Genomic DNA, 21,631 nt, shown 5'->3' on the forward strand with positions numbered 1-21,631 from the left:
TTCGCTTGCCCGGGCCTGATCCGGATGATGGCGCGTTGGAGCAACGTCGGCCAATGCCGATGTTTTTGCAGCTGTTTTGGCGACCAGCCATGGCTTTCCCCACAGCGTCCACGGCTCTGCAGCTTTATCTGACCAAACTACGCGGTCGGATGGAGATTATGCACGCCGAAGGTCAAGCTCTCCTCAACCTGCCGGCGAGCCCGCGACAAGTGGCGGCCCGCCGCGAAGTTACCCGCCTTGTGACCCCGATTGATTGTGTCTGCCTCGTTGCGGAGGGTTCGATCGCCCGCTTCGCGCAGCTTGATGACGGCAGACGCCAGTTGATCGCCATCCAGCTTCCCGGGGACATGGCTGATCTTCATTCGCTAGTCTTGCCGACGCGCTCTGCGCAGCTGGTCGCGCTATCTGCGTCCACAATCTTCCTGATCCCCCATGCGGCGCTTCGGGAACTCTGCGTTCGCTACCCGAATCTTTCGCTCGGTCTTTGGCAGGATTGCGTCATCGATGGTCAGATCATTGCTCAATGGCTGGTGAACGCAGGGCGACGCACTGCTCGCGAGCGGGTCGCGCATCTGCTCTGTGAACTGGCGCTTCGATACTGGTCCATCGGTAGGCTAGAGAATGGGCAATTCCCGATGACCATGACCCAGGAACAGATGGCAGATGCTCTGGGGCTGACATCGGTTCACGTGAATCGGTCGCTGAAGGCGCTACGCGAGGACGGCCTTGTGAAAGCCACTCGGGGCATCGTCGCGATCCTCGATTGGGAGCGGCTTGCCAGCGCGGCCGAATTCGAGCCGGCCTATCTCCATCTTTCCGCGGAACTGCCCGAACGAAGCCGCGCGACTCGGTAGCGCGAATGGATCTGACGATGCGCTGCCTTCGACGCCAGCCGCGAGGGGGCTGCCCCGTCGAAGGTAGCTCGTGCTGATTTTAGCGCGCTTCTTCGGCCGCTCGCATCAGCTCAGCCAAAGTGAGGGGGCGAAATCCAAGCTGGTCGAGCTGGTCCAGCATCACCTCCCACCACACCCTGAAGCGCACCGCGTCGTCCGCATTCCTGACATAGGGAGTGTGGCCTGGAACGAGGCTGGGCGAGTGAAAGGAAAATGTGAGCAGGCGCATGTCGTCTTGAGCCGCGAGGCGAACTGCGGCCGTCGCTTGCTCGATCGACACCCCCTCCGGCGTAAGTGGCACGCGTGACAGCAACCCCGCACGCGAGAGCAGTCCATGGCCACGGGGCACCCTCCCCGCCATCCGGTGCCAGCGCGCTCCGGCCGAACGCAATCGGCCGGTGTAAACCGTGGTCAGCGGTGCTTCGATCAACCTGTTCTCCGGCCCCGTCCTGAACGCATCGGGGCCAATCGCGCGAAAGTCGGGACCGCCTTGTCGTGAATAGTCGTGATAAGACCGCACCGACGTGTCGAGCCGGTACCCCCTGCCCGCAAGAAGCGCGAGCGTCTGCGGACCCAGGCCATAGCGTCCTGCGCGAAATGCTTGCGGCGCGGAGCCGAAAGCGTCTGTGATCGCCGCGGTCAAGACGTCCAGCTTGCGAGCTTCCAGCGCCACCGGCAGATTGCCCGCGAACGACAGGTGCGCGGAAGGCTGCTCCTGATGAGGCGGGTTCACCCATGGATGCAGCTGGGCCCCGACCGCCGATCGACCATCCGCGATCAGGCCCCGTAGTGTGTCGGCGGCCCAAGGATCGGTGACAACGGGATAGTCGCACAAATAGCAGGGGAAAACGCCCCGATCGACAAACCGTCTGTGCATTTCGGGAAGAGCGGCAATGGCGGTGACCGAGCGCGCCTCGCGAGAAAAGGGCGCGTTCCAGTCGAATTCCTCTTCTGTATCGACGAAGACGATGAAGCGACGCCCGAAGTCCGCCGGCCAGCGGATGATCTGGGCAGGCGCCGGCGGAGGCACACGCCAGCCCTGCGATCCGCCGGGCGGCATGCTCAGCTCGTTATCGCCCGCCGCGCGGCGGCAACCGCCGCCTGAAGCGTTACGGTCATGCGATCGGGCGCAATCGCCAGGTGCCCACCCAGCTGGGACGCAAGGCTTTGCGAGAGGCGCAGAGCAAACCCGGTCCCAAGCAAAGGCGTGCCGGGAGTTTGGCTCTCGGTCTCCGTATCCAGGTTCAGGAGACTGTCTCTCGGCAGTTCGGCCAACGCGCGAGGGCATGTCATTGTGACCTGTGCATTTGCGCTGCCGTTCCACGAGGCGGCAATGTGGATCACCTCCCCGCTCTGCCCGCTGGAAACGAGAGTGGCGATCAGCCTGCTCAGCAACCGCTCGATCGCCCGCTCGTCGCCCACAATGGTCGGCGCTTCTTCGACAGACGCCAGGTCCAGCGTGCATTCCCGCAGGGCGGCAAGCGGCGCAAGGTCGGCCATGATCCGGGTCAGCAGCGGCCCCAATTCGACCACGTCCGGCCGAAGCTCAAGCGCATGCGCCTCGATGCGCGCGGCAAGATCGAGATCCTCAATCGCGGCCACCAGATCCGCAGCGAGCAGGCGAATTGCTGCCGCTCGCTCTCGATACGTCGGGGCAACCGGGCCAAGAAGCTGAGTTTCGATAAGTTCCGAGAAGCCGGCGATGGCGTTGGTCGGGGTGCGCAGCTCATGAACCAGCCGCCGCAATCCCTCGGCATTGCCCTTTTCGGCTATGCGGGCAGCGACTTGGTCAATGCGCGGACGCCGCGCCGCGCCGTTATAGCCAATGAACTGACCTGTGACGGGATCGAACAGCGGAACTGCCGACATGCGCCACTCTCCGCGGATGCTCTCGGTCATGTCCAGCGTCAGCCGCGCGTCGGTGAAGCTTGTGCGCTGACGAAACGCGCCTTGCACCACACCATCTACCTGAGCCGCACCAGCGGCGTAATCCTGCGCCAGTTCCAAGCCGATCAAAGCACCTCGTGGGGCAGCGTCTGTCCACCGGATGACCCCTCCGGCGTCGGTCTGGAACCGGAAATGATCCACCACGGGTGCGATCGGTGCAGCCGGCGAGCCGGCACGCTGCTGCTGATAGCTGGCGATCCGATCAACCAGCTCGGCGATGTCGAAACCGCTCGCGCTGCCGGGTTGCCGATCCGTCTCCGTGTCCGCCTGCAGCGGAGAGGCAGCGGCTTCTGCCACCAGCCCGGCCATCGATTCTGCCAGGCCGAGCACTGGCGCATGGACTGGCGTGTCCGCTGATGGCGTGGGCGTGTACGCGAGCGTGAAGTCCGTCGAGCCGAAGCTCGCCAGGGCCCGCTCCACCTCCACATCGAGATCCTCACGCCGCCGAAGCGTGGCGCGGCCGCTCGGGCCCAGCTGAGGGATCAGCGCGACCCAGTCGTCGGACGGCAAGCGCACCGCGCGCAGCGCCGCGGATGCGACGCCCGGCTCGTCTTGCGCAAACAGCGCGACCAACTCGACCGGCGGCTGACCCAGCGCGAAGCTTCGCGCAACAGCAGCACGAACGGTGACCGGCACCTGATCGCGCAGCCCGCGCAAGCGGCCCAGCGTCTCATCATCCGCCGCCACCCGCCCGCGCGCGATCAGATCGGCGAGTTGCCGAAACGTCGCCTGCGCGCCGAAAGCAGTAGAGGCGTCGGCAGCCAACACCGTCTTGAGGCTATCGTCGAACCGCACCTACTGCCTCATTCCCTAGCTGCGACCAGACCGCTTGCCGGTGTCGCTCGTAGCGGAGCCATACACCCGCGAAAACAAATGAATCGTGACCAAGCCCATGCACGGACAATTGCGTTGCCACGCAACTATCCTATAGGTGCAGCCATGTTCTTGATTGAAATGCTGCGTGCAACCGGTGCTTTCCGTGCTTGATCGGATTGACCGACAGATCCTCGCCCTGTTGCAAGAAGATGGCCGGATGACGAATGTCGATCTGGCGGAACGTGTGGGGCTCACGGCCCCCCCGTGCCTTCGACGCGTCCGATCGCTGGAGCAGGCGGGCGTGATCCGCGGCTATCACGCCGATTGCGAGCCGGCGATGCTGGGTTTCCCAATCACCGTTTTCGCGATGGTCAGCCTGCGAAGCCAGGCCGAGCACGACCTTGCCGCGTTCGAGCGCCACGTCGCCGGCATCCCGGAGGTTCGCGAATGCCACATGCTGAACGGCGAAATCGACTTCATCCTGAAGATCGTGGCGTCCGACCTTGAATCATTTCAGCGTATCCTCACCACCCACCTGACCGCGGCTCCGAACGTCGCCAGCGTGAAATCGTCATTGACGATCCGCACGGCCAAGGCCGAGCCGGGCGTGCCCATCGTAGTTCCCGAGGACTAAGGTCGCAACGCCGGGCACATTCTTCGCCAAACTGGTCCCAGCAATCGTGCGGGTGACCGCGCAACATCCGGCGAGCGGCTGACCGCCTTCATAGAGCGGCCGCATCACCATCTGAGCGCACGAAGCACATAACAAAAGGGGCGGCCGAAGCCGCCCCTTCCATTTTCAGCCTGTGCCGACCGGATCAGGCCGACGGCGGGTTGTCGAGATAGAGCGTCCAGAAGGATGCGATCTCCGAACGCGGCGCGGTCTTCACCTCGGCGAACGCTGCTTTGGCCGCTGCCTTGTCACCCGAGTTCGCCAGCGCGATGCCCAGGTGCGTGTTCACGGTATCCGCATCGACACCGCCCTTCTGCAGGGCGACCCGGTAAAGCTCGATCGCCTTGGCCCAATTGCCCATGCCGAGGTACGCGTCACCCGTGTTCAGCGCGATACGGCCGTTGGCGCCAGCCTTCGCCTTTGCCTCCACCGGAGCGAGCGAACCTTCGGTTGCGATCGCCTGGTTGGCAAGGCGCAGCAGGTCGCTTGCCGAGTTGCTGCTGGCCGGAACCTTGCCCGATGCCTTGCCTTCCTCGAGCACGGTCTTGGTTTCGTACGGCAGACCCAGATCGTAGGTCCACTGAGCGTACGCCTCATAGTCATACTGGTCGGCCAGGCCCTTGGTGGCGCGCAGCAGGCGATACATGTCGACCTTCTGGCCCTTGTCCAGCGTCACGGCGCTCTGCTGGGTCATGCCATAGGTGACGATGCCGTCGCGCCAATTCTGCGCGGTCGGATAGGCAACCAGCCAGCGCTTGATCCAGCCGGCGGTCTGCGGGCCCATGCGCTTCTTGTTGGTCTGCGCAATGGCGTACTTGTACAGATCCTCGCTGGGCTTCTGGCCAGCTGCCGTCTGGGCGTCGATCGCCTTTTCCAGCTCGGCCGAGCCGCCCGCGATATCGCCCGCGTCCATCTTCAGCTTGACCATCTGAAGCGGCAGGTTCGGATCGGTATAACCCAGCTGCTGCGCACGCTGGAAATAATTGATGGCACCGGCGCTGTCCTTGGCGTTCGACGCCATGACACCGAGCTGGTAATTGTACTTGGCCACGTCGACCGCCGGGGTCTTCGGATTGGCGATCAGCGCTTCCAGCGGCGCCTTCAGGCCCTGGTCGCTGACCTGCTGGTTGGACGCGCGCGCATCCTGCAGCTTGGTGGCTTCTGCCTGAAGCTGAAGCGCCGCGATGATGTAGCGGTCGTCATCGCTCTTGGCCGAACCCTGCGCCGCGGTCAGCTGAGTCGAGGCGGTGGCGAAATCCTTCGACGCAATCGCCTTCTGGGCGGCGGCGGCGGCGTTCTGCACCTCCTTGCTGAGCTTCAGCGACGGAGCCTTCTGCTCCTCTTTCTTCTTCTGGGCCACCGCCGGCGGGGAGACGGCGAGACCCGCCGCGCCGGCCATCAACGCGGCCGCGAAGGCAACGCGGGAAATGCTCTTCATCGAAACTGCTCTCCTCTTCGGGCGTGAATACTTGGGCCTGCGCTTAATGCCCTCGCGCCGCTCCATCAAGGAAAGGCGCTGAATGGACATTGAACGTAATGATTTGCGCGCCTAGCCGCACGTGCATGAAGACCGTGATTATCGGCGCCTCGGGCGGTATCGGCGGCGCATTGGCGGATGCATTGGAGGACGAAGGAGCCGCCGTACAACGCCTCTCCCGTCCGCAGCTGGACCTAATGGACGAATCCTCCATCGCCCGCGCGGCAGCTGCCGCCGGCACGCCCGAACTGGTGGTGGTGGCGACGGGGCTCCTGCACGATGGCGAGCATGGCCCGGAGAAGGCCCTGCGTGATCTCGATCCCGCCTGGCTGGCGCGGCAATATGCGGTGAATGCGATTGGCCCGGCACTGGTCGCAAAACACTTCCTGCCGATCATGCCGCGGACCGGCCGATCCGTGCTGGCCGTGCTTTCTGCCCGAGTGGGCAGCATTTCCGACAATCGGCTCGGCGGCTGGTACGGCTATCGCGCGAGCAAGGCCGCACTGAACCAGCTTGTCCGCACCCTGGCGATAGAAGACCGGCGACGGAACGAGCGCGGGATCGTCGTCGCGCTGCATCCCGGCACGGTTGATACAAAGCTGTCTCGACCGTTCCAGCAAAGCGGGCGCGACCTGTTCAAGCCGGATCGCGCCGCGGTGCAGCTTCTGGACGTCATCGACGGACTGAAGCCGCAGGACAGCGGGAAGCTGATCAGCTGGGACGGCGTGGAGATTGCGCCCTAACCCGCTCGCGGCCGCATCCTTCCCCTCGCGCGCGCACGTACGTACGCGTGACATTTGGGTTGCAGCCTCCTAGAGCGAGACCAAGACGAACCCCATAGTGAAAGTAGCGTTTTGACCGACGAGACCGTCCTCGCCGACCCTTCGGATATCGCGCCGATCTCCATCGTCGAGGAAATGAAGACCAGCTACCTCGATTACGCGATGAGCGTGATCGTGGCACGCGCGCTCCCCGACGTTCGCGACGGGTTGAAGCCGGTGCACCGGCGCATCCTCTATTCGGCGAACGAAAGCGGCTTCACCTACAATCGGCCCTACCGAAAGTCCGCCCGCATCGTCGGTGACGTGATCGGTAAATATCACCCGCACGGCGACACTGCGATCTATGACGCCTTGGCGCGCATGACGCAGGACTGGTCGATGCGCGCCCCGCTGATCGACGGCCAGGGCAACTTCGGCTCGATGGATCCCGATCCCCCCGCCGCGATGCGTTACACCGAGGCGCGCCTGTCGCGCGTCGCCGATTACCTGCTCGACGATCTCGACAAGGACACGGTCGATTTCCAGCCGAACTATGACGGTTCGGAAAGCGAACCCTCGGTCCTGCCGGCGCGCTTCCCGAACCTGCTCGTCAACGGCGCGGGCGGCATTGCGGTCGGCATGGCGACCAATATCCCGCCGCATAACCTCGGCGAAGTGATCGACGCCTGCCTTGCCTATCTCGATCGCGCGGTCAGCGGCGGCGAACCGCTGACGACCGAGGAATTGATGGAGATCGTGCCGGGGCCGGACTTCCCGACCGGCGCCGTCATCCTTGGCCGTGCGGGCGCGCGCAGCGCCTATGAAACGGGTCGCGGCTCGATCATCGTCCGCTCGCGCTACGTCATCGAGGAAGGACGCGGGGAGCGTCGCTCGATCGTCCTCACCGAAATCCCGTACCAGCAGGGCAAGAACGCGCTGGTCGAGAAGATCGCCGAGGCCGCCAAGGACAAGCGCATCGAGGGCATCGGCGATGTCCGCGACGAATCAAACCGCGACGGCGTTCGCGTCGTCATCGAGCTGAAGCGCGATGCGACGCCCGAGGTGGTGCTGAACCAGCTGTGGCGCCACACGCCCGCGCAGGGCAGCTTCCCCGCCAACATGCTCGCGATCCGCGGTGGCCGCCCGGAAATGCTGGGCCTGCGCGACATCATCGCCGCCTTTGTCCAGTTCCGCGAGCAGGTCATCACCCGCCGCTCGAAGTTCGAACTCGCCAAGGCGCGTGACCGGGCGCACATCTTGCTCGGCCTCGTCATCGCGGTCACCAACCTTGACGAGGTCGTCCGCATCATCCGCGGCTCCGCTTCGCCGGCCGAGGCCCGCGCCGCCCTCATGGCGCGCGAATGGCCGATCGCGGAGATCGCCGGCTACATCAAGCTGGTCGAGGCGGTCGAAACCGAGATCACCGGCGACAGCTATCGCCTGTCGGAAATCCAGGTCCGCGCGATCCTCGACCTGCGCCTCCACCGCCTCACTGCGCTCGGCCGGGACGAGATCGGCGACGAGCTCAAGACGCTCGCCGAATCGATCGCCGAACTGCTCGCCATCCTCGCCGACCGCGTGAAACTCTACGCGGTGATGCGCGAGGAATTCACCGAGATCCGCACGCTCTTCGCCACCCCGCGCCGGACCGAGATCGCTGCTGCCGCCGACGGCATCGACGACGAGGATCTGATCGAGCGCGAGGACATGGTCGTCACCGTGACCATGCAGGGCTATATCAAGCGTACCCCGCTCGAGGCGTTCCGCGCCCAGGCGCGCGGCGGCAAGGGCCGCAGCGGCATGGCGACGAAGGACGAGGATGCCGTCACCAGCCTCTTCGTCACCTCGACGCACACGCCGGTGCTGTTCTTCTCCACGCTCGGCCGCGTCTATCGCATGAAGGTATGGCGCCTGCCCGAGGGCAGCGCGAACACCCGCGGCCGTCCAATGATCAACCTCCTCCCGCTCCAGCCGGGCGAGACGATCTCCACCGTCCTGCCGCTGCCCGAGGACGAATCGGAATGGGGCAAGCTCCACGTCATGTTCGCGACCGCGCGGGGCAGCGTCCGCCGCAACGCGATGGACGCGTTCACCAACGTGCCCTCGAACGGCAAGATCGCCATGAAGTTCGAAGGCGACGATGCCGACGATCGCCTGATCGGGGTCGCGCTGCTGGAGGAGAATGACGACGTCCTCCTCGCCACCCGCCAGGGCAAGGCGATCCGCTTCCCTGGCGACGACGTGCGTGAATTCCAGAGCCGCAACTCCACCGGCGTGCGTGGCATGCGCCTCGCGCCCGGCGACGAGGTGATTTCGCTCTCGATCCTGCACCGCACTGGCGCCACGCAGGAGGAGCGCGAGGAATATCTCCGCTTCGCCCCCTGGAAGGCGACCGAGCGTGAAGGCGAGCCGCAGATCCCGATGGACCGATTCGAATTCCTGCGCGCGCACGAACAATTCATCCTCACCGTCTGCGCGAACGGTTATGGCAAGCTGTCCTCGGCGTTTGAGTATCGCCGCACCGGCCGCGGTGGTCAGGGCATCACCAACATCGACAATATCGCCCGCAACGGCCCGGTCGTCGCCAGCTTCCCGGCCAGCAAGAACGACCAGCTGATGCTCGTCACCGATCAGGCGAAGATGATCCGCATGCCGTTGGCGAGCCTTCGCGTGATCGGTCGCGGATCGGCCGGCGTGCGCCTCTTCAACGTCAGCGACAACGAACATGTCGTGGGCTGTGCGCGGATCGATGAGGAGCCGGAGCCCGAGAATGCGTTGGAGGAAGCGGTGGCCGCGGAACTGTCCGCGCCTGAAATCGCTCCGGACACCGGCGCGACGGTCGGCGATGATGCCGCCGCGGGACCAGAGGACGGACAATGAGCCACCCGAAGACTGCTTACAAGGTGCTGACCGGCGATCAGATGGCCGCGCTCGAACGCGACGGCACCTTTGCCGGCGCGCCGGTGGACCTGGCCGATGGCTACGTTCATCTGTCCACCGCAGGACAGTTGACGGAAACTGTCGACAAGCACTTCGCCGGGCAGGACGATCTGCACGTCGCGGCTGTCGATCTGGAGGCGCTCGGCGAGAAGATCCGGTGGGAAGAGAGCCGCGGTGGTCAACTCTTCCCGCACCTTTATGGCCCGCTGACGCTCGATACGGTGGTCGCGTACAGCGCGCTCCACCGCGAGGATGACGGCACCGTCCGGCTCCCAGTCACCGGCTGATCGCGTCCATGGCCAGTTCCTCCGGCGGATCACCGCTCACGCTGCGTTTGACGGCGGAGGAAGTGACCGGCTTCCTCACCGCTGCTTTCCCAGCCAGCGATCCGGCAAAACTAGGCGAGGTCGTCAGCCTCACGCCCGGCCATCTGCGGATCCGGCTCGATCCCGACGCGTCCACGCTTCGGCCCGGCAATATCGTTTCCGGCCCGACGCTGATGACGCTGGCCGATCTCGCCGCTTACGCCGTGATCGCGGCGCACCATGGCCCGGAGCAGATGGCCGTCACTAACGCGCTGTCCATCACCTTCCTGCGGCCATGCAATCACCGCGCTGTGTTCGCCGATGCGCGACTGCTGAAGCTCGGCCGCCGACTTGCCAGCGTCGACGTCCGCATCTGGCAGGACAGCGAGGATCGGCTGATCGCCCAGTCTACCGTCGGCTACGCGCTGCCCTAGGCGTACGCCGGCATTCGGCCGTCACTTCGGCCGTGCGCAGCGCCTTGCCGCTCGCTTCCGAAAGATACGGAAGCACCACCTCGCCCACGTATAGAGGTCGACCACCTCGGCTCCGTCCCCCTCGGCCTGCAACAGCAAGGTGCGGTGGCAGTGACAGGGATCGCGCTCATAGCACAGCAATGCGGACGGCCTGTCTGCGGCCAGCGCGCGCATCTGCGCCGCGGCGGCCTGCGCCTCCAGAAGCGCCAACTGATCTTCGTACACGGCGCGCAAGGTCGCCACATCGCCCTTCTTTGCCGCATCCCGCCCGCGCTTGGGCGTGCCCAGCGCCTTTAGATGGACATAGTCGATGCCCGCGTCGCGCAGCGTCGCCGCCAGGATCGATTTGGAAAAACCCGGCCGCCGCGACAATGGCAGTGCCCGCACGTCGATCACTCGCTCCACCCCCGCCTTCTGCAAGGCGGCGATGAACTCGTCCATCGTCACCCCTTCATAGCCGATGGTGAAGACCCTCATTCCGCCACTCCTCCTGACCGGGGCGCCACCACTCAGGAGCTGTGATCGGCGATGATCCTCCAGCCCTCCTTGCGACGCTCGAACAACAACGTCGTGAGCCCGCCTTGCGCCTCACCAGCGGCTGGCGTCAGCGACCAGCGCGCTACCAGCAGCATGTGGACGTTGCTGATCGTACGCCACGCGACCGGCTGGAACGCCAGTCGTCCGCGGCTGTTCGCCCCGTCCGCAAAGCTCTTGGCATAGCGGCTCGCGATCGCCGCCTTACCGCGCGCCAACTCCTTACCGGACGCATAAACGGCATCATCGGCATAAACTGCCATGAACCGCTCCGGTGAACCGGCGTTCCAGCCGGCAGCGCTGGCCGCCATTTCCGCCTCAATCGCGGCCTGCGGCGACGCCAGTGCGGCCGCTGCGACCGCGACTGGGGTCAGCATTGCTTGGATCATTGCCGATGTCCCTCCACCAGCGCCTTCAGGGCCCGCTCATCAAGCGGCCCGGCGCATAGGAATCCCTGGTAAAGGGTACAGCCTTCGGCGGCGAGAAGATCCCGCTCGCGGGCGTTCTCGACGCCCTCCGCAATGGTCTGCAAACCCAGTCCCGCCGCGATGTCCAGGATCCCGCGCACAACCACGCGCGCTCGCGGCGCGCCGGCGATGTCCTTGGTCAGGCTGCGATCGACCTTCAGATAGTCCAGCGGCAGCGCCTTCAGATAGGCGAGGCTGGAATAGCCGGTGCCGAAATCATCGATGGCGATGCGTAGCCCCCGTGCCCGCAATTGCTCCAATCGTTCGGCCGCCAACGGAAGGTCAGTGACGAAGCCGCTTTCCGTCACTTCCGCGGTTACCCGGCTGGGCGCGATGCCAGAACGCTCCACGAGCGACAGGAAGTGGGTCACGAAATCGGATCGGGCAAGATCCGCCGCGGTGACGTTCACCGCGACCCGCAAGGCGGCAAGCTGGCCCTGCCAGGCTGCCGCCCGCGTCAGCGCCAGCAGCTGGATATGCTCGGACAGCGCCAGCCCCAAACCGGCGCGATCGGCCGCCGAGAACAGGGTGTTGGCGCCGAGCACGCCGTGCACCGGATGCTCCCACCGGGCCAGCGCCTCCACGCCGGTGATCCGCCCGCTATCCAGCATCACCTGCGGCTGAAACAGGATGTCGATCTCGCGACGGTCGATCGCCCGGTGCAGGTCCGCGGCGAGATCCAGCCCCGCGGTAACATGCAGCCGCGGGGCAAAGCGCACGTTCGCGCCGTCGCCGGCGGCGGCGTTGGCCAGCGCCTCGGTCGCGCGCGTAACCAGCGAGCGTGCGGGCTCGCCAGCTTCGCGATGGGCAACCCCGATTCGGACGCCAAGGCGCGCTTCTTCGCAGCCAAGGGTGAAGCCGCGCCCCAGCGCGCCCTCGATTGCCGCGACCCGGGCCCGCGCGGCGTCGCCTCCTTCGCGCACCGCAATGACAAACCGGGCGCCATGATCGCGCTCGATCACGGCTGACGGCGGCAGGACCGCCGCGAGCCGGGCCGCGGCCTGGCGCAGCAGTTGATCGCCCGCTTCCCGCCCGAATGCAGCATTCACCGTATCGAACCGGGTAATCGCAACCAGCGCCACCGTCGCCGGCTCCGCGGGATCGCCGTCGCCAATGAAGCGGGTGACGGCGCCCTCGACCGCCTCCCCTGCCCGGCGCATACGGCCCGTTCCACGCAGCCGGCGCGCGTATCGGCCGGCGAAGCGAAGCGCGAGCGTCAGCGATTCGGTGGTGGGATCGCCGAGCGAGACGTGGGTGGCCCCGGCTTCATAAGCCGCAGCGGCGCCGCACTGGTCAGAGACGATGGCCAGCAGCGCTTGCCGGGCAGTAGCCGCAATCGCTTCCGCATCGGCGACGCACCGCTGATCGGCACGCGCATCGACCAGCAACACTTCCGCCCAGTCGCCACCGGAGCGGGCGCCAGCAGTCGTGACGAGAGCGGCCAGCGCTTCGCTGCCCTCGGCCAGTGCCACTTCGACGGTTTCGCTTACCATGATGCCCACCCGGCGACCGTATGAGTGGCTCGGGCTGGCAGCAACTACGGACCTACCCTTGTCCCTGGGCTCTTCAGCGCCTAGCTGTTCCGTTATGGGAGTTACGCCCGCCGCCCCCGGCCTTGTCGACGGTTTCGGCCGGGCGATCCGCTATCTGCGCATTTCGGTCACGGATCGCTGCGATCTTCGCTGCCGGTATTGCATGGCGGAGAAGATGACGTTCCTGCCGCGCAGCAAGCTGCTCGCGCTGGAAGAGATCGCGATCATCGCCGAGCGCTTCATTGATTTTGGCGTGCGTAAGATCCGGTTGTCGGGCGGCGAGCCGCTCGTGCGCCGCGATGTGGTGGAACTCGTTCAGCGGCTCGGCAGCCACGTCGGCAATGGCTTGGACGAGCTGACCATGACGACCAACGCCACTCGCCTCGCCGATCATGCGGAGGCGCTGGCAGATGCAGGCATAAGGCGCCTGAACATCAGCCTCGACAGCCGCGATCCCGCCTTGTTCCGGCATATCACGCGGCATGGCGATGTGGACCAGGTGCTTCAGGGAATTGACGCCGCCAGGCGGGCCGGCTTGGCGGTGAAGATCAACATGGTCGCGCTGAAGGGCCTGAACGAAGATGAAATCGCCCCGATGCTCGACTGGTGCATCGGTGAGGGCCATGATCTGACGCTGATCGAAACCATGCCGCTGGGCGCGATTGACGAGGATCGCACGGACCGCTTCGTGCCGCTCACCGCCGTATTCGATCGCTTGTCGATGCAGTTCGACCTGGAACGCGATGGCGTCAGCACTGGCGGGCCGGCGCGCTACTGGCGGGTAAATGGCGGCAAGACTCGCCTCGGCCTGATCTCTCCGCTGACAGCGAATTTCTGTGACGGCTGCAATCGCGTGCGCCTTACCACCGAAGGACGACTGTACTCGTGCCTCGGGCATGACGATCAGGTCGATCTGAAGGCCGCCTTGCGCGACGGGGGCGTGGCTGCGCTGGACGATGCGATCCGGCTCGGCATCGCGGGCAAGCCGGCGCGGCACGACTTCCGCATCGAGCGCAACGCAGCGCCCGCGGTATCGCGGCACATGAGTGTAACAGGCGGATGAGTGATTATCAGCGGCGGGCGTTGGTCGCCTCGCCAACCGCCCAGGCCCAGGGCGCCCGCGCGATACTTGCCGATGCCTGGGACTGGTGCACGATCGACGAAGCCGATGTGGTGATCGCCCTCGGCGGTGACGGCTTCATGCTGCAGACGTTGCACACGCTTCTGGACACCAGGCGTGCCAACGTGCCGGTGTTCGGCATGAACCTGGGCACCGTCGGCTTCCTGATGAACGAGTGGCGCCAGCACGACCTGGAGGAGCGACTGTCGAACGCGCGCGCCTTCAAGGTGACGCCGCTGTTGATGACGGCAACGGGTATCGACGGCCGCATCCATACCATGCCGGCGATCAACGAAGTCTCGCTGTTGCGCGAGACCCGCCAGACGGCCAAGCTCGAGGTGCGGGTGAATGACCGCGTCGTGCTGGAAGAACTGGCCTGCGACGGCATCCTTGTTGCCACGCCGGCAGGGTCGACCGCCTATAATCTTTCGGCGCATGGCCCCATCTTGCCGCTCGGCTCGGCAATGATCGCGCTAACGCCGATCAGCGCCTTTCGCCCGCGTCGTTGGCGCGGCGCTATTCTGCCCGACAAGGCGCGCGTCAGCTTGCGCGTGCTCGATCCCGGCAAGCGGCCGGTGTCGGCAGTGGCGGACCAGCGTGAGATCCGCGACGTGGCTCAGGTCGACATCGCCATCGACCGCGCCCGCGAGCTGACGCTGCTGTTCGACCCCGAGCACGCGCTGGACGACCGGATCACCATGGAACAGTTCGTCGCCTGATTTTTTCTGCGCAAACGGGGGTTGCAAGCGCCGAGAATCCGGCTAAAGACGCGCCTCCCGCAGCGTTCCCTGATAGCTCAGCGGTAGAGCTCTCGACTGTTAATCGAGCGGCCGTAGGTTCGAATCCTACTCAGGGAGCCAGCGGGACCCTTTCCCGCGCGCCACGACGCCAGCGATGATCGGCTCTTCCGCTTTCGGACGGAAAAGAGCCGCAGCCTACCCCTGCAACGCACCGTCATCCTGAACTCGTTTCAGGGTCCGTACTTGCGCAAGCTACAGCCTCGCCCCTGAAGCAACCGATGCTGGCGCAAGTTCAGCATGACGTCGCTTCCTTCCCCAAGCCGGCGCAGGCGTACGCGCACACTGCCCATTTGCTCGCCACGAAAAAGGGGGCAGGCCCGCTCGGGCCCGCCCCCTTCTCTCCCGCGCAAGGCGGCAGACAAAATCAGGCAGCGTCGAAGCGACGGCCGGCCTCTTCCCAGTTCACCAGATCCCACCAAGCCTTCAGGTAGCCGGGGCGATCGTTCTTGTAGGTGAGGTAATAAGCGTGCTCCCACACGTCATTGCCCAGGATCGGCGTGCCCTTCTCCTTGGCATCGTCCATCAGCGGATTGTCCTGGTTCGGCGTCGAAGTGACCTTCAGCGCGCCTGACGAATCCTTGATGACCCAGGCCCAGCCGGAGCCGAACTGGCCCGCACCCTTGGTGTTGAAATCTTCCTTGAGCTTGTCGAGGCCGCCATAGGCATCGATCGCGTCCTTCAGCGCGCCGGTCGGCTGACCGCTCTTGGACGGGCTGGTCATGATCTTCCAGAAGAAGTCGTGGTTCCAATATCCACCGCCGTTGTTGCGCACGAGCGGCGGCAGCGACGAGATCATGCCCATGATCTCCTCGATCGACTTGCCTTCCAGCTTCGGATCGGCGGCCACGCCCTCGTTCAGCTTCGCGGTATAGGCTGCGTGATGCTTGTCGTGGTGGAAGGTCATCGTCTCCTTGGAGATGACCGGCTCGAGCGCGTCGTAGTCGTACGGCAGCGGCGGAAGTTCAAATGCCATGGAAATCCTCCTTTTCGGGGTTGCGCAAGGGAACGCGACGCCACCCAAATGGCTCCGCCCGCCTCGTTACGCAACCGCTCCGATCAGGTCATGGCGGCGAAGCGCGTGGCGAAGCTGATCATAGCTGAGCCCCAAAGCGTCAGCGGTCGCGCGCTGATTGAACCGGTTCTCCGCCAGCGCGCGGGAAAGCAGCTCTTTTTCGAACAGGGCGACCCTGCTCTTGAAGTCGGATGGCCCAACGTCGCAGGCCGCCACCTCATCGCCGTCGCTGGTGGGCGCGGGCTGGGGTGGCCGCGGCATCGCGGGCGCCGGCTGCTGCTGCTGGGGCGCAGCGCTGTTGCCGGGGCGATAGGGTGACTGGAACGGATCAAACTCGATCGCCTCGATCGGTCCGTCGCGTTCCCAACGGTAGACGGCGCGCTCCACGACATTTCGCAACTCGCGCACGTTGCCGGGCCAGCGATATTCACGCAGCGCATCCTGCGCCGCTGGTGAAAAGCCGTGCCAGCGTTCCCAGCCCATTTCCGCCGCCATCCGGCGTCCGAAGTGATCGGCCAGGATAAGGATGTCGCTCTTGCGCGCGCGAAGCGGCGGCAGCGTCACCACCTCGAACGACAGGCGATCCAGCAAGTCGGCACGAAATTCATTCCGATCGACCTTGTCGGGCAAATGCTCGTTGGTTGCCGCGACGATGCGCACATCAACACGTATCGGGCGCGACGCACCGATGCGCGTCACCTCACCATATTCGACCGCGCGCAGCAGCCGCTCCTGCGCGCCCATCGAAAGCGTGCCCAGCTCGTCGAGGAACAGCGTTCCCCCGTCCGCTTCCTCGAAGCGGCCCACCCGCGCCTTGGTCGCGCCGGTAAATGCGCCCGACTCGTGGCCGAACAGTTCCGCTTCGATCAGCGTCTCTGGCAAAGCGGCGCAGTTCATCACGACAAGCGGCTGGTCCCATCGCGGGCTAAGACGGTGCAGGCGCTCGGCCACCAGTTCCTTGCCGGTCCCGCGCTCCCCGATCACCAGTACTGGCCGGTCGAGTGCGGCCGCACGGCTGGCGCGCTCCAAGGCATCGAGGAATGCCCCTGACTGGCCGATTACCTGACTTGTCCGCTCTGCCATCGCCCGCCGCCCTGTTCACCCAAGCTTTGGCGCATCTCACCAATGCTTGGCAATACGTGTTTGACTCTTACAAATCACAGGCGCCCAATCGGGGCAGGTCACACGGCGAGCCCCATCATATTGATTTAACTGCACTATTCATTTTTTCGCGCCGCAATCTGCGCCGCCGCGGTTAGCGCGACAACAATTGGCACGGCCCCTGCAAAGCAGTCGGCATAACCGCCGAGAGCGGTGAAAAAGACACCAGGTTCAGCAAGGAGATCCGCCATGACCCAGTTCGCAAACCTCGGCCGCAGCCTTGCCGCCATCGCCTTCGCCGTCGTGTTCAGCACCACCATGGTGATCGGCGCCGTCGGTCCGGCCGGGGGCGCGGCCCCCATCGTTCGCGCGGTGGCGTGAACGGCGCCGCCGGGGCGGGTCTTCCCTCGCTTCGCCCCGGCGGCAAGCCTATAAAAGGGCATCACCAGGAGTTTCGTTGATGGGCATCTTTTCCCGCACCCGCGACATCGTCGCCGCCAACATGGCAGAGCTGCTCGAAAAGGCAGAAGATCCAGCCAAGATGATCCGAATGATCATCCTGGAGATGGAAGAGACGCTCGTCGAGGTGCGCGCCTCCGCTGCACGGACGATCGCCGACATCAAGGAGATGCGGCGCCACATGAACAAGCTTTCGGAGATCGAGGCGAACTGGACAGAAAAGGCGGAACTCGCCTTGTCCAAGGATCGCGAAGATCTCGCCAAGGCAGCACTGATGGAGCGTCAGAAGGCGACGGACATGATCGAGCAGCTTCGCGCCGAAGTGGCGGTGCTCGACGACACGCTCCGCGGCTCCGAAGAGGACATCGCCAAGCTGCAGAACAAGCTGCGTGAGGCGCGCACCCGCCAGAACAACATCGCCACCCGGCTGGAGAGCGCCAACAACCGCTCCCGCCTGCGGGAGATGTGGAATGGCCCACGCACCCACGACGCCTTCAGCCGCTTCGAAATGCTGGAACGCAAGGTGGACGAGGCGGAGGGACGCGCCGACGCCCTTGGGCTGGGTGCCCTGCCCAAGAGCCTCGACGAGGAGATCGCCGAACTCAAGGCCGCCGACAAGATCGATGCCGAGCTGGCCGCGCTGAAGGCTCGCCTGAACAAGGACAATTGAGATGGAAGACGTGCTCGTACCAGTGTTCGTCGTGGGCATGCTCTTCATCGGGCTGCCCTGGCTGATCATGCACTATGTGACGAAGTGGAAGCAGGCGCCCGGCGCCATGACAACCGAGGACGAAGCGCTGCTCGATGAGCTTCACTCGCTGGCGAAGCGGTTGGAAGACCGGGTCAACACCGTGGAACGCATCGTCGCCGCGGACAATCCCGACTTCCGCCCGGGCATCGCCGACTACCGCTCGCAACCCGATTACCGGCTCGAAGACCGGAACCTGAGGAGGAACTGATGGCCGACAACAGCCGAACGAAATTCTACCTCAATCGGCAGGAGCGCAAGTGGAAGGGCGTCTGCGCCGGGATCGCCGACTATACCGGGATCGAGGTACTCTGGGTGCGGATCGCCATGATCCTCCTGACCCTCGCCGGCGGCTTCCCATGGACGCTGATCGCCTATCTCCTGATCGGATGGATGGCACAGGATCGCCCGGCAAACCTCTACGGATCGCCTGAGGATGCGAAGTTCTGGCAGGGCGTGCGCTCCAATCCGAAGCGCACCACGGCAGAGGTCCGCTCCAAGTTCCGGGAGCTCGACCGTCGCCTGGCCGACATCGAAACTCACTACACCAGCCGCAACACGCAACTGGCGGAAGAAATCGAGCGCCTGCGCTGAGCGCCAACGCCTGAGGAGACGGATGATGGATGTCGGAGGACCGTTCTTCGTGCTGGCGATCGTCCTGATCGCCACGGGAGCCTGGCTGATCAACAACTGGATCCGCGCCAAACACGGCTATTCGATCAGCGACGATTGGGGCCGCAACATCGGCAAGGATACACCGGAAGCGACCCGAAAGGTCGAGTTGCTGACGGGTGAGAACGAACGCCTCGCCGGCATGGTCAGCAGGCTGGAGGAACGCATCGCCGTCCTTGAGCGGATCGCCACCGACCCGGCCGTCCGCACCGCCCACGAAATCGATCAACTGCGCACCCGCTGAAAGGAGCGATTGCCATGACTGCGGCCGAAAAGATCCAGATGTTCTCCGCTCTCGCGCCGGTGATCGCCACCGTTGGCATCGCCGCGATGGTCGGCTGGGTCGCCACGACCTGGATGCGCATCCGCAATGGCTATCCTCTGGACGGCCAGTGGGGCCAGGCGCTCTACCCCAAGCGGGACGACGAGACGATCGAGCGGGTCAAGCTGCTGACTCAGGAGAACGGCCAGCTTCGCGCAGAGCTGGGCGCGATCAAGGACCGGCTCCAGAACGTGGAGCGGATCGTCACCGACAGCGGCCACATGGTGGCGCAGGAAATCGAGCAGCTGCGCACCCGCGCGAACTGAGGAGCGACATCATGCAGCCCTGGGTCTTTCTCACCTTCTTCATGATCGTTGTCGGATTGCCCGTGATCCTCGGGATCGGCAGCAACATGTTCCAGCGCTGGCTTAAGCACAAGGAACGCATGGCGGAGGCGCTCACCGCGCAGACGGCAGAAAAGGCGGCACAATATGCTGCTCACACCGAGCGGCTGGAGCAGCGGGTACGGGTGCTCGAACGGATCGTCACCGACAAGGGCATCTCCATCGCGGACCAGATCGAAAGCCTGCGTGATGTGCCGGCCATTTCCGACCGCCCGAACTGAAATCACCTGGATAAAGGAATAGCGTGATGCCCTGGTCTGTCGCCTTCATGGTGATCGCGATTGTCTTGATCACCGCAATCGCTCGCACCTCAAAGGAGAGATATCGTGCGATGGCTCGCTTGGATGAGGGGCAGCCGCCCGCCGAACTGATCGCGAACCGGGACGAGATCCGGCAGCTCAAGGAGCGCATTGCCGTCCTGGAGCGCGTCATCACCGACAATCACGGCAGCGTCGATCTGAGCCGTCAGATCGAGGAACTGCGCGGTCGCTAAGTCGAACAAGGGAGCAGACATCATGTCCGACCCGAGCTTCTACCTGATCATGGCAACAGCCGCTCTTGCGGGACTGGCGATGCTGATCTCGGCTAGCCTCGCCGGCTGGCGCGGCTGGCTCCGCCTGAAGGAGCAGGAACTCCGCCAGGACGCCGACGCCCGTACGCCTGCACCGACCAGCGCCAGCGCCCGCATCGAAATCGCAGACCTTCGCGAGCGCATCCGCAAGTTGGAGGCGATCGCAGCCGGGGTGGACCTTTGATCCTCCCCTCTGCCCTCCATCTGGTTGCCGCCTCCCCGGCGAGGAGCTAGTCGCAACAGCGATGCCAGAGCCCTCGCCCGATCTCGCCGATATCCGCGATGAATATGAGTTCCTCGACGCCGACGATCGTTATCGTCTCCTCATCGATCTCGGTCGCGCACTGGAGCCGATGCCGGACGCGCTGAAGACCGACGCGACGCTGGTGCGCGGCTGCTCCGCTTCCGTATGGGTCTATCCAACCCGCAGTGAGGACGGAACCCTTCACTTTCTCGCGGACAGCAACGCCGCCATCACCAAGGGCATCATCGCCTTGGTCCTGAAAACAGTGCAGGATCGTGCGCCCGCCGAGATTGCGGGGACGGACATTTCAGAAGCACTGAAGCCATTCGACCTCAAGAACCAGCTCAGTTCGAACCGGACCCAGGGCATTCCCAACATGATCACCCTGATCCGCGAGACAGCCGCCCGCTACCTCTAAGGCAGCCGCCGCGGGCCAGCGGTTCAGCAGCAGCCCGCGCTTCGGCAGGAATAATGCCCTGCCCTATTCCGCCCCTTCCTCCTGCAATCTTTTGGCCAGCGCGCGCTCCGACGCCTCTGCATAGGCCCGGCAAGCGCCAGGGGCGGTCAGAAACCGCTCCGTCGCGCCATTCTGATCGGCATGGGCGCTGATCAGGATATCGCAGGGGATCGTCCGCATCACTTGGTGGCTGTGCCGAAAAGCTGCCACCACAATTTTGCCGGGGGCCGATGTGTACCGATAGCCGTCCGCCGAGACCGGGTTGAGGCTGGACGCGAAGACGACGCTCTTGCACTCGCCCCCATCGCATGATTGCCAACTCCAACTCATGCTTCCCGGCGTATGCCCCGGGGTGGCGACGGCCGTGACCCCCGTCCTGCCCAGCCGCAGCACCTCGCGATCGCGAATGACCCGTACCCTTTCCACGGCCGGAAAGCGGCCGTCATAACCAAGCTGCGGATCATCTTGAGCGAGGCGCCCGGTCCGCAGCCCTTGCGCCCCACGTTCGCTGGCGACGACCGTCGCGCCGGTGTCCCGCGCAAGCGCGGCGACCCCGCCGGCATGATCGAAGTGCGGCTCGGTACTAAGGATATATTTGATGTCGCGCGGGTCGAAGCCGAGCGCTCGCACATTGGCGAGGATCGCCGGCACCGCCTGCGGCAAGGCACCGTCGATCAGGATCAGCCCTTCGCCAGTGTCGATCAGCGCGACGCTCAGCCCACCAAAGCCAACAAGATAAGTATTGCCGATCACTCGGACCGGCGGACGCGGCGCCAGCCATGTCGGCTCTCGCTCTACCGCCAGCGGCCGTGTCAACGGATCGTCCGCCTGTGGGGCGGCCGCCATTCCGATGAGGGCAGCAGGCAGCAGAAAGGCGCATCGCCTGAACATGATCGCATCTCCTTTGGCCGCGATCATGTGCCGCGCGCTCCCATCCGACAAACGGTCATAGCTCGACACAGG

27 protein-coding genes and 1 tRNA gene are annotated in these 21,631 nt (G+C 65.0%); 19 read left to right on the forward strand and 9 right to left on the reverse strand.

Annotation, left to right across the window (positions count from 1 at the left end):
* The first annotated feature begins 89 nt into the window (after positions 1–89).
* Positions 90–854: a Crp/Fnr family transcriptional regulator gene (locus LK535_RS05435; RefSeq protein WP_227770826.1), complete on the forward strand. Its 765-nt coding sequence runs from the start codon at positions 90–92 to the stop codon at positions 852–854.
* Between the two features lie 79 nt (positions 855–933).
* Here the strand turns inward: LK535_RS05435 and LK535_RS05440 are convergent, their stop codons facing one another.
* Both LK535_RS05440 and LK535_RS05445 read right to left on the reverse strand, forming a co-directional pair.
* Positions 934–1,953 carry a polysaccharide deacetylase family protein gene (locus LK535_RS05440; protein ID WP_227770827.1) on the reverse strand — a complete coding sequence of 340 codons (1,020 nt, stop codon included), beginning with the start codon at positions 1,951–1,953 and terminating at the stop codon, positions 934–936.
* A 2-nt stretch (positions 1,954–1,955) separates the two neighbouring features.
* On the reverse strand, positions 1,956–3,635 hold the full coding sequence (locus LK535_RS05445) for a sensor histidine kinase (protein WP_227770828.1): 1,680 nt from the start codon (positions 3,633–3,635) through the stop codon (positions 1,956–1,958).
* A 184-nt stretch (positions 3,636–3,819) separates the two neighbouring features.
* Here LK535_RS05445 and LK535_RS05450 point away from each other — a divergent pair, with 184 nt between their 5' ends.
* Complete coding sequence (locus LK535_RS05450) at positions 3,820–4,290, forward strand: Lrp/AsnC family transcriptional regulator (protein WP_227770829.1); 471 nt, start codon at positions 3,820–3,822, stop codon at positions 4,288–4,290.
* A gap of 184 nt (positions 4,291–4,474) precedes the next feature.
* Here LK535_RS05450 and LK535_RS05455 read toward each other — a convergent pair whose 3' ends face one another.
* Positions 4,475–5,767, reverse strand: coding sequence for a hypothetical protein (locus LK535_RS05455; RefSeq protein ID WP_227770830.1), 1,293 nt, complete (start codon positions 5,765–5,767; stop codon positions 4,475–4,477).
* A gap of 125 nt (positions 5,768–5,892) precedes the next feature.
* Here LK535_RS05455 and LK535_RS05460 point away from each other — a divergent pair, with 125 nt between their 5' ends.
* From LK535_RS05460 to LK535_RS05475, 4 genes are all read left to right on the forward strand, one after another.
* Positions 5,893–6,549 carry an SDR family oxidoreductase gene (locus LK535_RS05460; protein ID WP_227770831.1) on the forward strand — a complete coding sequence of 219 codons (657 nt, stop codon included), beginning with the start codon at positions 5,893–5,895 and terminating at the stop codon, positions 6,547–6,549.
* 111 nt (positions 6,550–6,660) lie between these two features.
* A complete protein-coding gene (gyrA, locus tag LK535_RS05465) occupies positions 6,661–9,447 on the forward strand; it encodes a DNA gyrase subunit A (RefSeq protein WP_227770832.1) in 2,787 nt (928 codons plus the stop codon).
* Positions 9,444–9,794: a DUF952 domain-containing protein gene (locus LK535_RS05470; RefSeq protein ID WP_227770833.1), complete on the forward strand. Its 351-nt coding sequence runs from the start codon at positions 9,444–9,446 to the stop codon at positions 9,792–9,794. Before gyrA ends, LK535_RS05470 begins: the two co-directional genes overlap by 4 nt.
* An 8-nt stretch (positions 9,795–9,802) precedes the next feature.
* Complete coding sequence (locus tag LK535_RS05475) at positions 9,803–10,246, forward strand: PaaI family thioesterase (protein WP_227770834.1); 444 nt, start codon at positions 9,803–9,805, stop codon at positions 10,244–10,246.
* A 21-nt stretch (positions 10,247–10,267) separates the two neighbouring features.
* Here the strand turns inward: LK535_RS05475 and LK535_RS05480 are convergent, their stop codons facing one another.
* The 3 genes from LK535_RS05480 to LK535_RS05490 are packed head-to-tail and all read right to left on the reverse strand — an operon-like array spanning position 10,268 to position 12,779.
* Positions 10,268–10,762 (reverse strand): DUF488 family protein, encoded by a 495-nt coding sequence (locus LK535_RS05480; protein ID WP_227770835.1) that lies wholly within the window; start codon positions 10,760–10,762, stop codon positions 10,268–10,270.
* A 32-nt stretch (positions 10,763–10,794) separates the two neighbouring features.
* Positions 10,795–11,208 carry a YybH family protein gene (locus LK535_RS05485; RefSeq protein ID WP_227770836.1) on the reverse strand — a complete coding sequence of 138 codons (414 nt, stop codon included), beginning with the start codon at positions 11,206–11,208 and terminating at the stop codon, positions 10,795–10,797.
* A complete protein-coding gene (locus tag LK535_RS05490) occupies positions 11,205–12,779 on the reverse strand; it encodes a bifunctional diguanylate cyclase/phosphodiesterase (protein ID WP_227770837.1) in 1,575 nt (524 codons plus the stop codon). The genes LK535_RS05485 and LK535_RS05490 overlap by 4 nt, the downstream gene beginning before the upstream one ends.
* Before the next feature lie 94 nt (positions 12,780–12,873).
* Between LK535_RS05490 and moaA the strand changes: the two genes are divergently transcribed.
* The 3 genes from moaA (at position 12,874) to LK535_RS05505 (ending at position 14,798) form a co-directional block, all read left to right on the forward strand.
* Positions 12,874–13,881 carry a GTP 3',8-cyclase MoaA gene (gene moaA / locus LK535_RS05495; RefSeq protein ID WP_227770838.1) on the forward strand — a complete coding sequence of 336 codons (1,008 nt, stop codon included), beginning with the start codon at positions 12,874–12,876 and terminating at the stop codon, positions 13,879–13,881.
* Positions 13,878–14,657, forward strand: a complete 780-nt coding sequence (locus tag LK535_RS05500) for an NAD kinase (RefSeq protein WP_227770839.1) — start codon at positions 13,878–13,880, stop codon at positions 14,655–14,657. Before moaA ends, LK535_RS05500 begins: the two co-directional genes overlap by 4 nt.
* A gap of 66 nt (positions 14,658–14,723) precedes the next feature.
* A tRNA-Asn gene (locus LK535_RS05505) sits at positions 14,724–14,798 on the forward strand.
* Positions 14,799–15,102: 304 nt separating this feature from the next.
* On the opposite strand, the gene LK535_RS05510 is transcribed toward LK535_RS05505, so the two are convergent.
* Both LK535_RS05510 and pspF read right to left on the reverse strand, forming a co-directional pair.
* The gene (locus LK535_RS05510; protein ID WP_227770840.1) at positions 15,103–15,711 is read right to left on the reverse strand and encodes a superoxide dismutase; all 609 of its coding nucleotides are present in this window, start codon (positions 15,709–15,711) and stop codon (positions 15,103–15,105) included.
* Between the two features lie 66 nt (positions 15,712–15,777).
* Positions 15,778–16,833, reverse strand: coding sequence for a phage shock protein operon transcriptional activator (gene pspF, locus LK535_RS05515; protein WP_227770841.1), 1,056 nt, complete (start codon positions 16,831–16,833; stop codon positions 15,778–15,780).
* Between the two features lie 267 nt (positions 16,834–17,100).
* Here pspF and LK535_RS16760 point away from each other — a divergent pair, with 267 nt between their 5' ends.
* The 10 genes from LK535_RS16760 to LK535_RS05560 all read left to right on the forward strand — a co-directional run bounded on the left by LK535_RS16760 (position 17,101) and on the right by LK535_RS05560 (position 20,629).
* On the forward strand, positions 17,101–17,232 hold the full coding sequence (locus LK535_RS16760) for a hypothetical protein (RefSeq protein ID WP_265333985.1): 132 nt from the start codon (positions 17,101–17,103) through the stop codon (positions 17,230–17,232).
* A 79-nt stretch (positions 17,233–17,311) separates the two neighbouring features.
* Positions 17,312–17,980 (forward strand): phage shock protein PspA, encoded by a 669-nt coding sequence (pspA, locus tag LK535_RS05520; RefSeq protein ID WP_227770842.1) that lies wholly within the window; start codon positions 17,312–17,314, stop codon positions 17,978–17,980.
* 1 nt (position 17,981) lies between these two features.
* Entirely contained in the window at positions 17,982–18,269 is a 288-nt protein-coding gene (gene pspB / locus LK535_RS05525) for an envelope stress response membrane protein PspB (protein ID WP_227770843.1), read from the forward strand.
* Complete coding sequence (gene pspC, locus LK535_RS05530; RefSeq protein ID WP_227770844.1) at positions 18,269–18,652, forward strand: envelope stress response membrane protein PspC; 384 nt, start codon at positions 18,269–18,271, stop codon at positions 18,650–18,652. Before pspB ends, pspC begins: the two co-directional genes overlap by 1 nt.
* Positions 18,653–18,677: 25 nt before the next feature.
* Positions 18,678–18,974 carry a hypothetical protein gene (locus tag LK535_RS05535; protein ID WP_227770845.1) on the forward strand — a complete coding sequence of 99 codons (297 nt, stop codon included), beginning with the start codon at positions 18,678–18,680 and terminating at the stop codon, positions 18,972–18,974.
* A gap of 14 nt (positions 18,975–18,988) precedes the next feature.
* Positions 18,989–19,318 (forward strand): hypothetical protein, encoded by a 330-nt coding sequence (locus LK535_RS05540; RefSeq protein WP_227770846.1) that lies wholly within the window; start codon positions 18,989–18,991, stop codon positions 19,316–19,318.
* An 11-nt stretch (positions 19,319–19,329) separates the two neighbouring features.
* On the forward strand, positions 19,330–19,617 hold the full coding sequence (locus LK535_RS05545; RefSeq protein WP_227770847.1) for a hypothetical protein: 288 nt from the start codon (positions 19,330–19,332) through the stop codon (positions 19,615–19,617).
* Positions 19,618–19,643: 26 nt separating this feature from the next.
* The gene (locus LK535_RS05550; RefSeq protein WP_227770848.1) at positions 19,644–19,889 is read left to right on the forward strand and encodes a hypothetical protein; all 246 of its coding nucleotides are present in this window, start codon (positions 19,644–19,646) and stop codon (positions 19,887–19,889) included.
* A gap of 22 nt (positions 19,890–19,911) precedes the next feature.
* A complete protein-coding gene (locus LK535_RS05555; RefSeq protein WP_227770849.1) occupies positions 19,912–20,151 on the forward strand; it encodes a hypothetical protein in 240 nt (79 codons plus the stop codon).
* A gap of 61 nt (positions 20,152–20,212) precedes the next feature.
* Complete coding sequence (locus LK535_RS05560) at positions 20,213–20,629, forward strand: SufE family protein (RefSeq protein WP_227770850.1); 417 nt, start codon at positions 20,213–20,215, stop codon at positions 20,627–20,629.
* Positions 20,630–20,692: 63 nt separating this feature from the next.
* On the opposite strand, the gene bla is transcribed toward LK535_RS05560, so the two are convergent.
* A complete protein-coding gene (gene bla / locus LK535_RS05565; RefSeq protein WP_415837099.1) occupies positions 20,693–21,559 on the reverse strand; it encodes a subclass B3 metallo-beta-lactamase in 867 nt (288 codons plus the stop codon).
* Positions 21,560–21,631 lie beyond the last annotated feature (72 nt).

Source organism: Sphingomonas sp. IC4-52, assembly GCF_020707225.1.
Taxonomy (GTDB): domain Bacteria; phylum Pseudomonadota; class Alphaproteobacteria; order Sphingomonadales; family Sphingomonadaceae; genus Sphingomonas.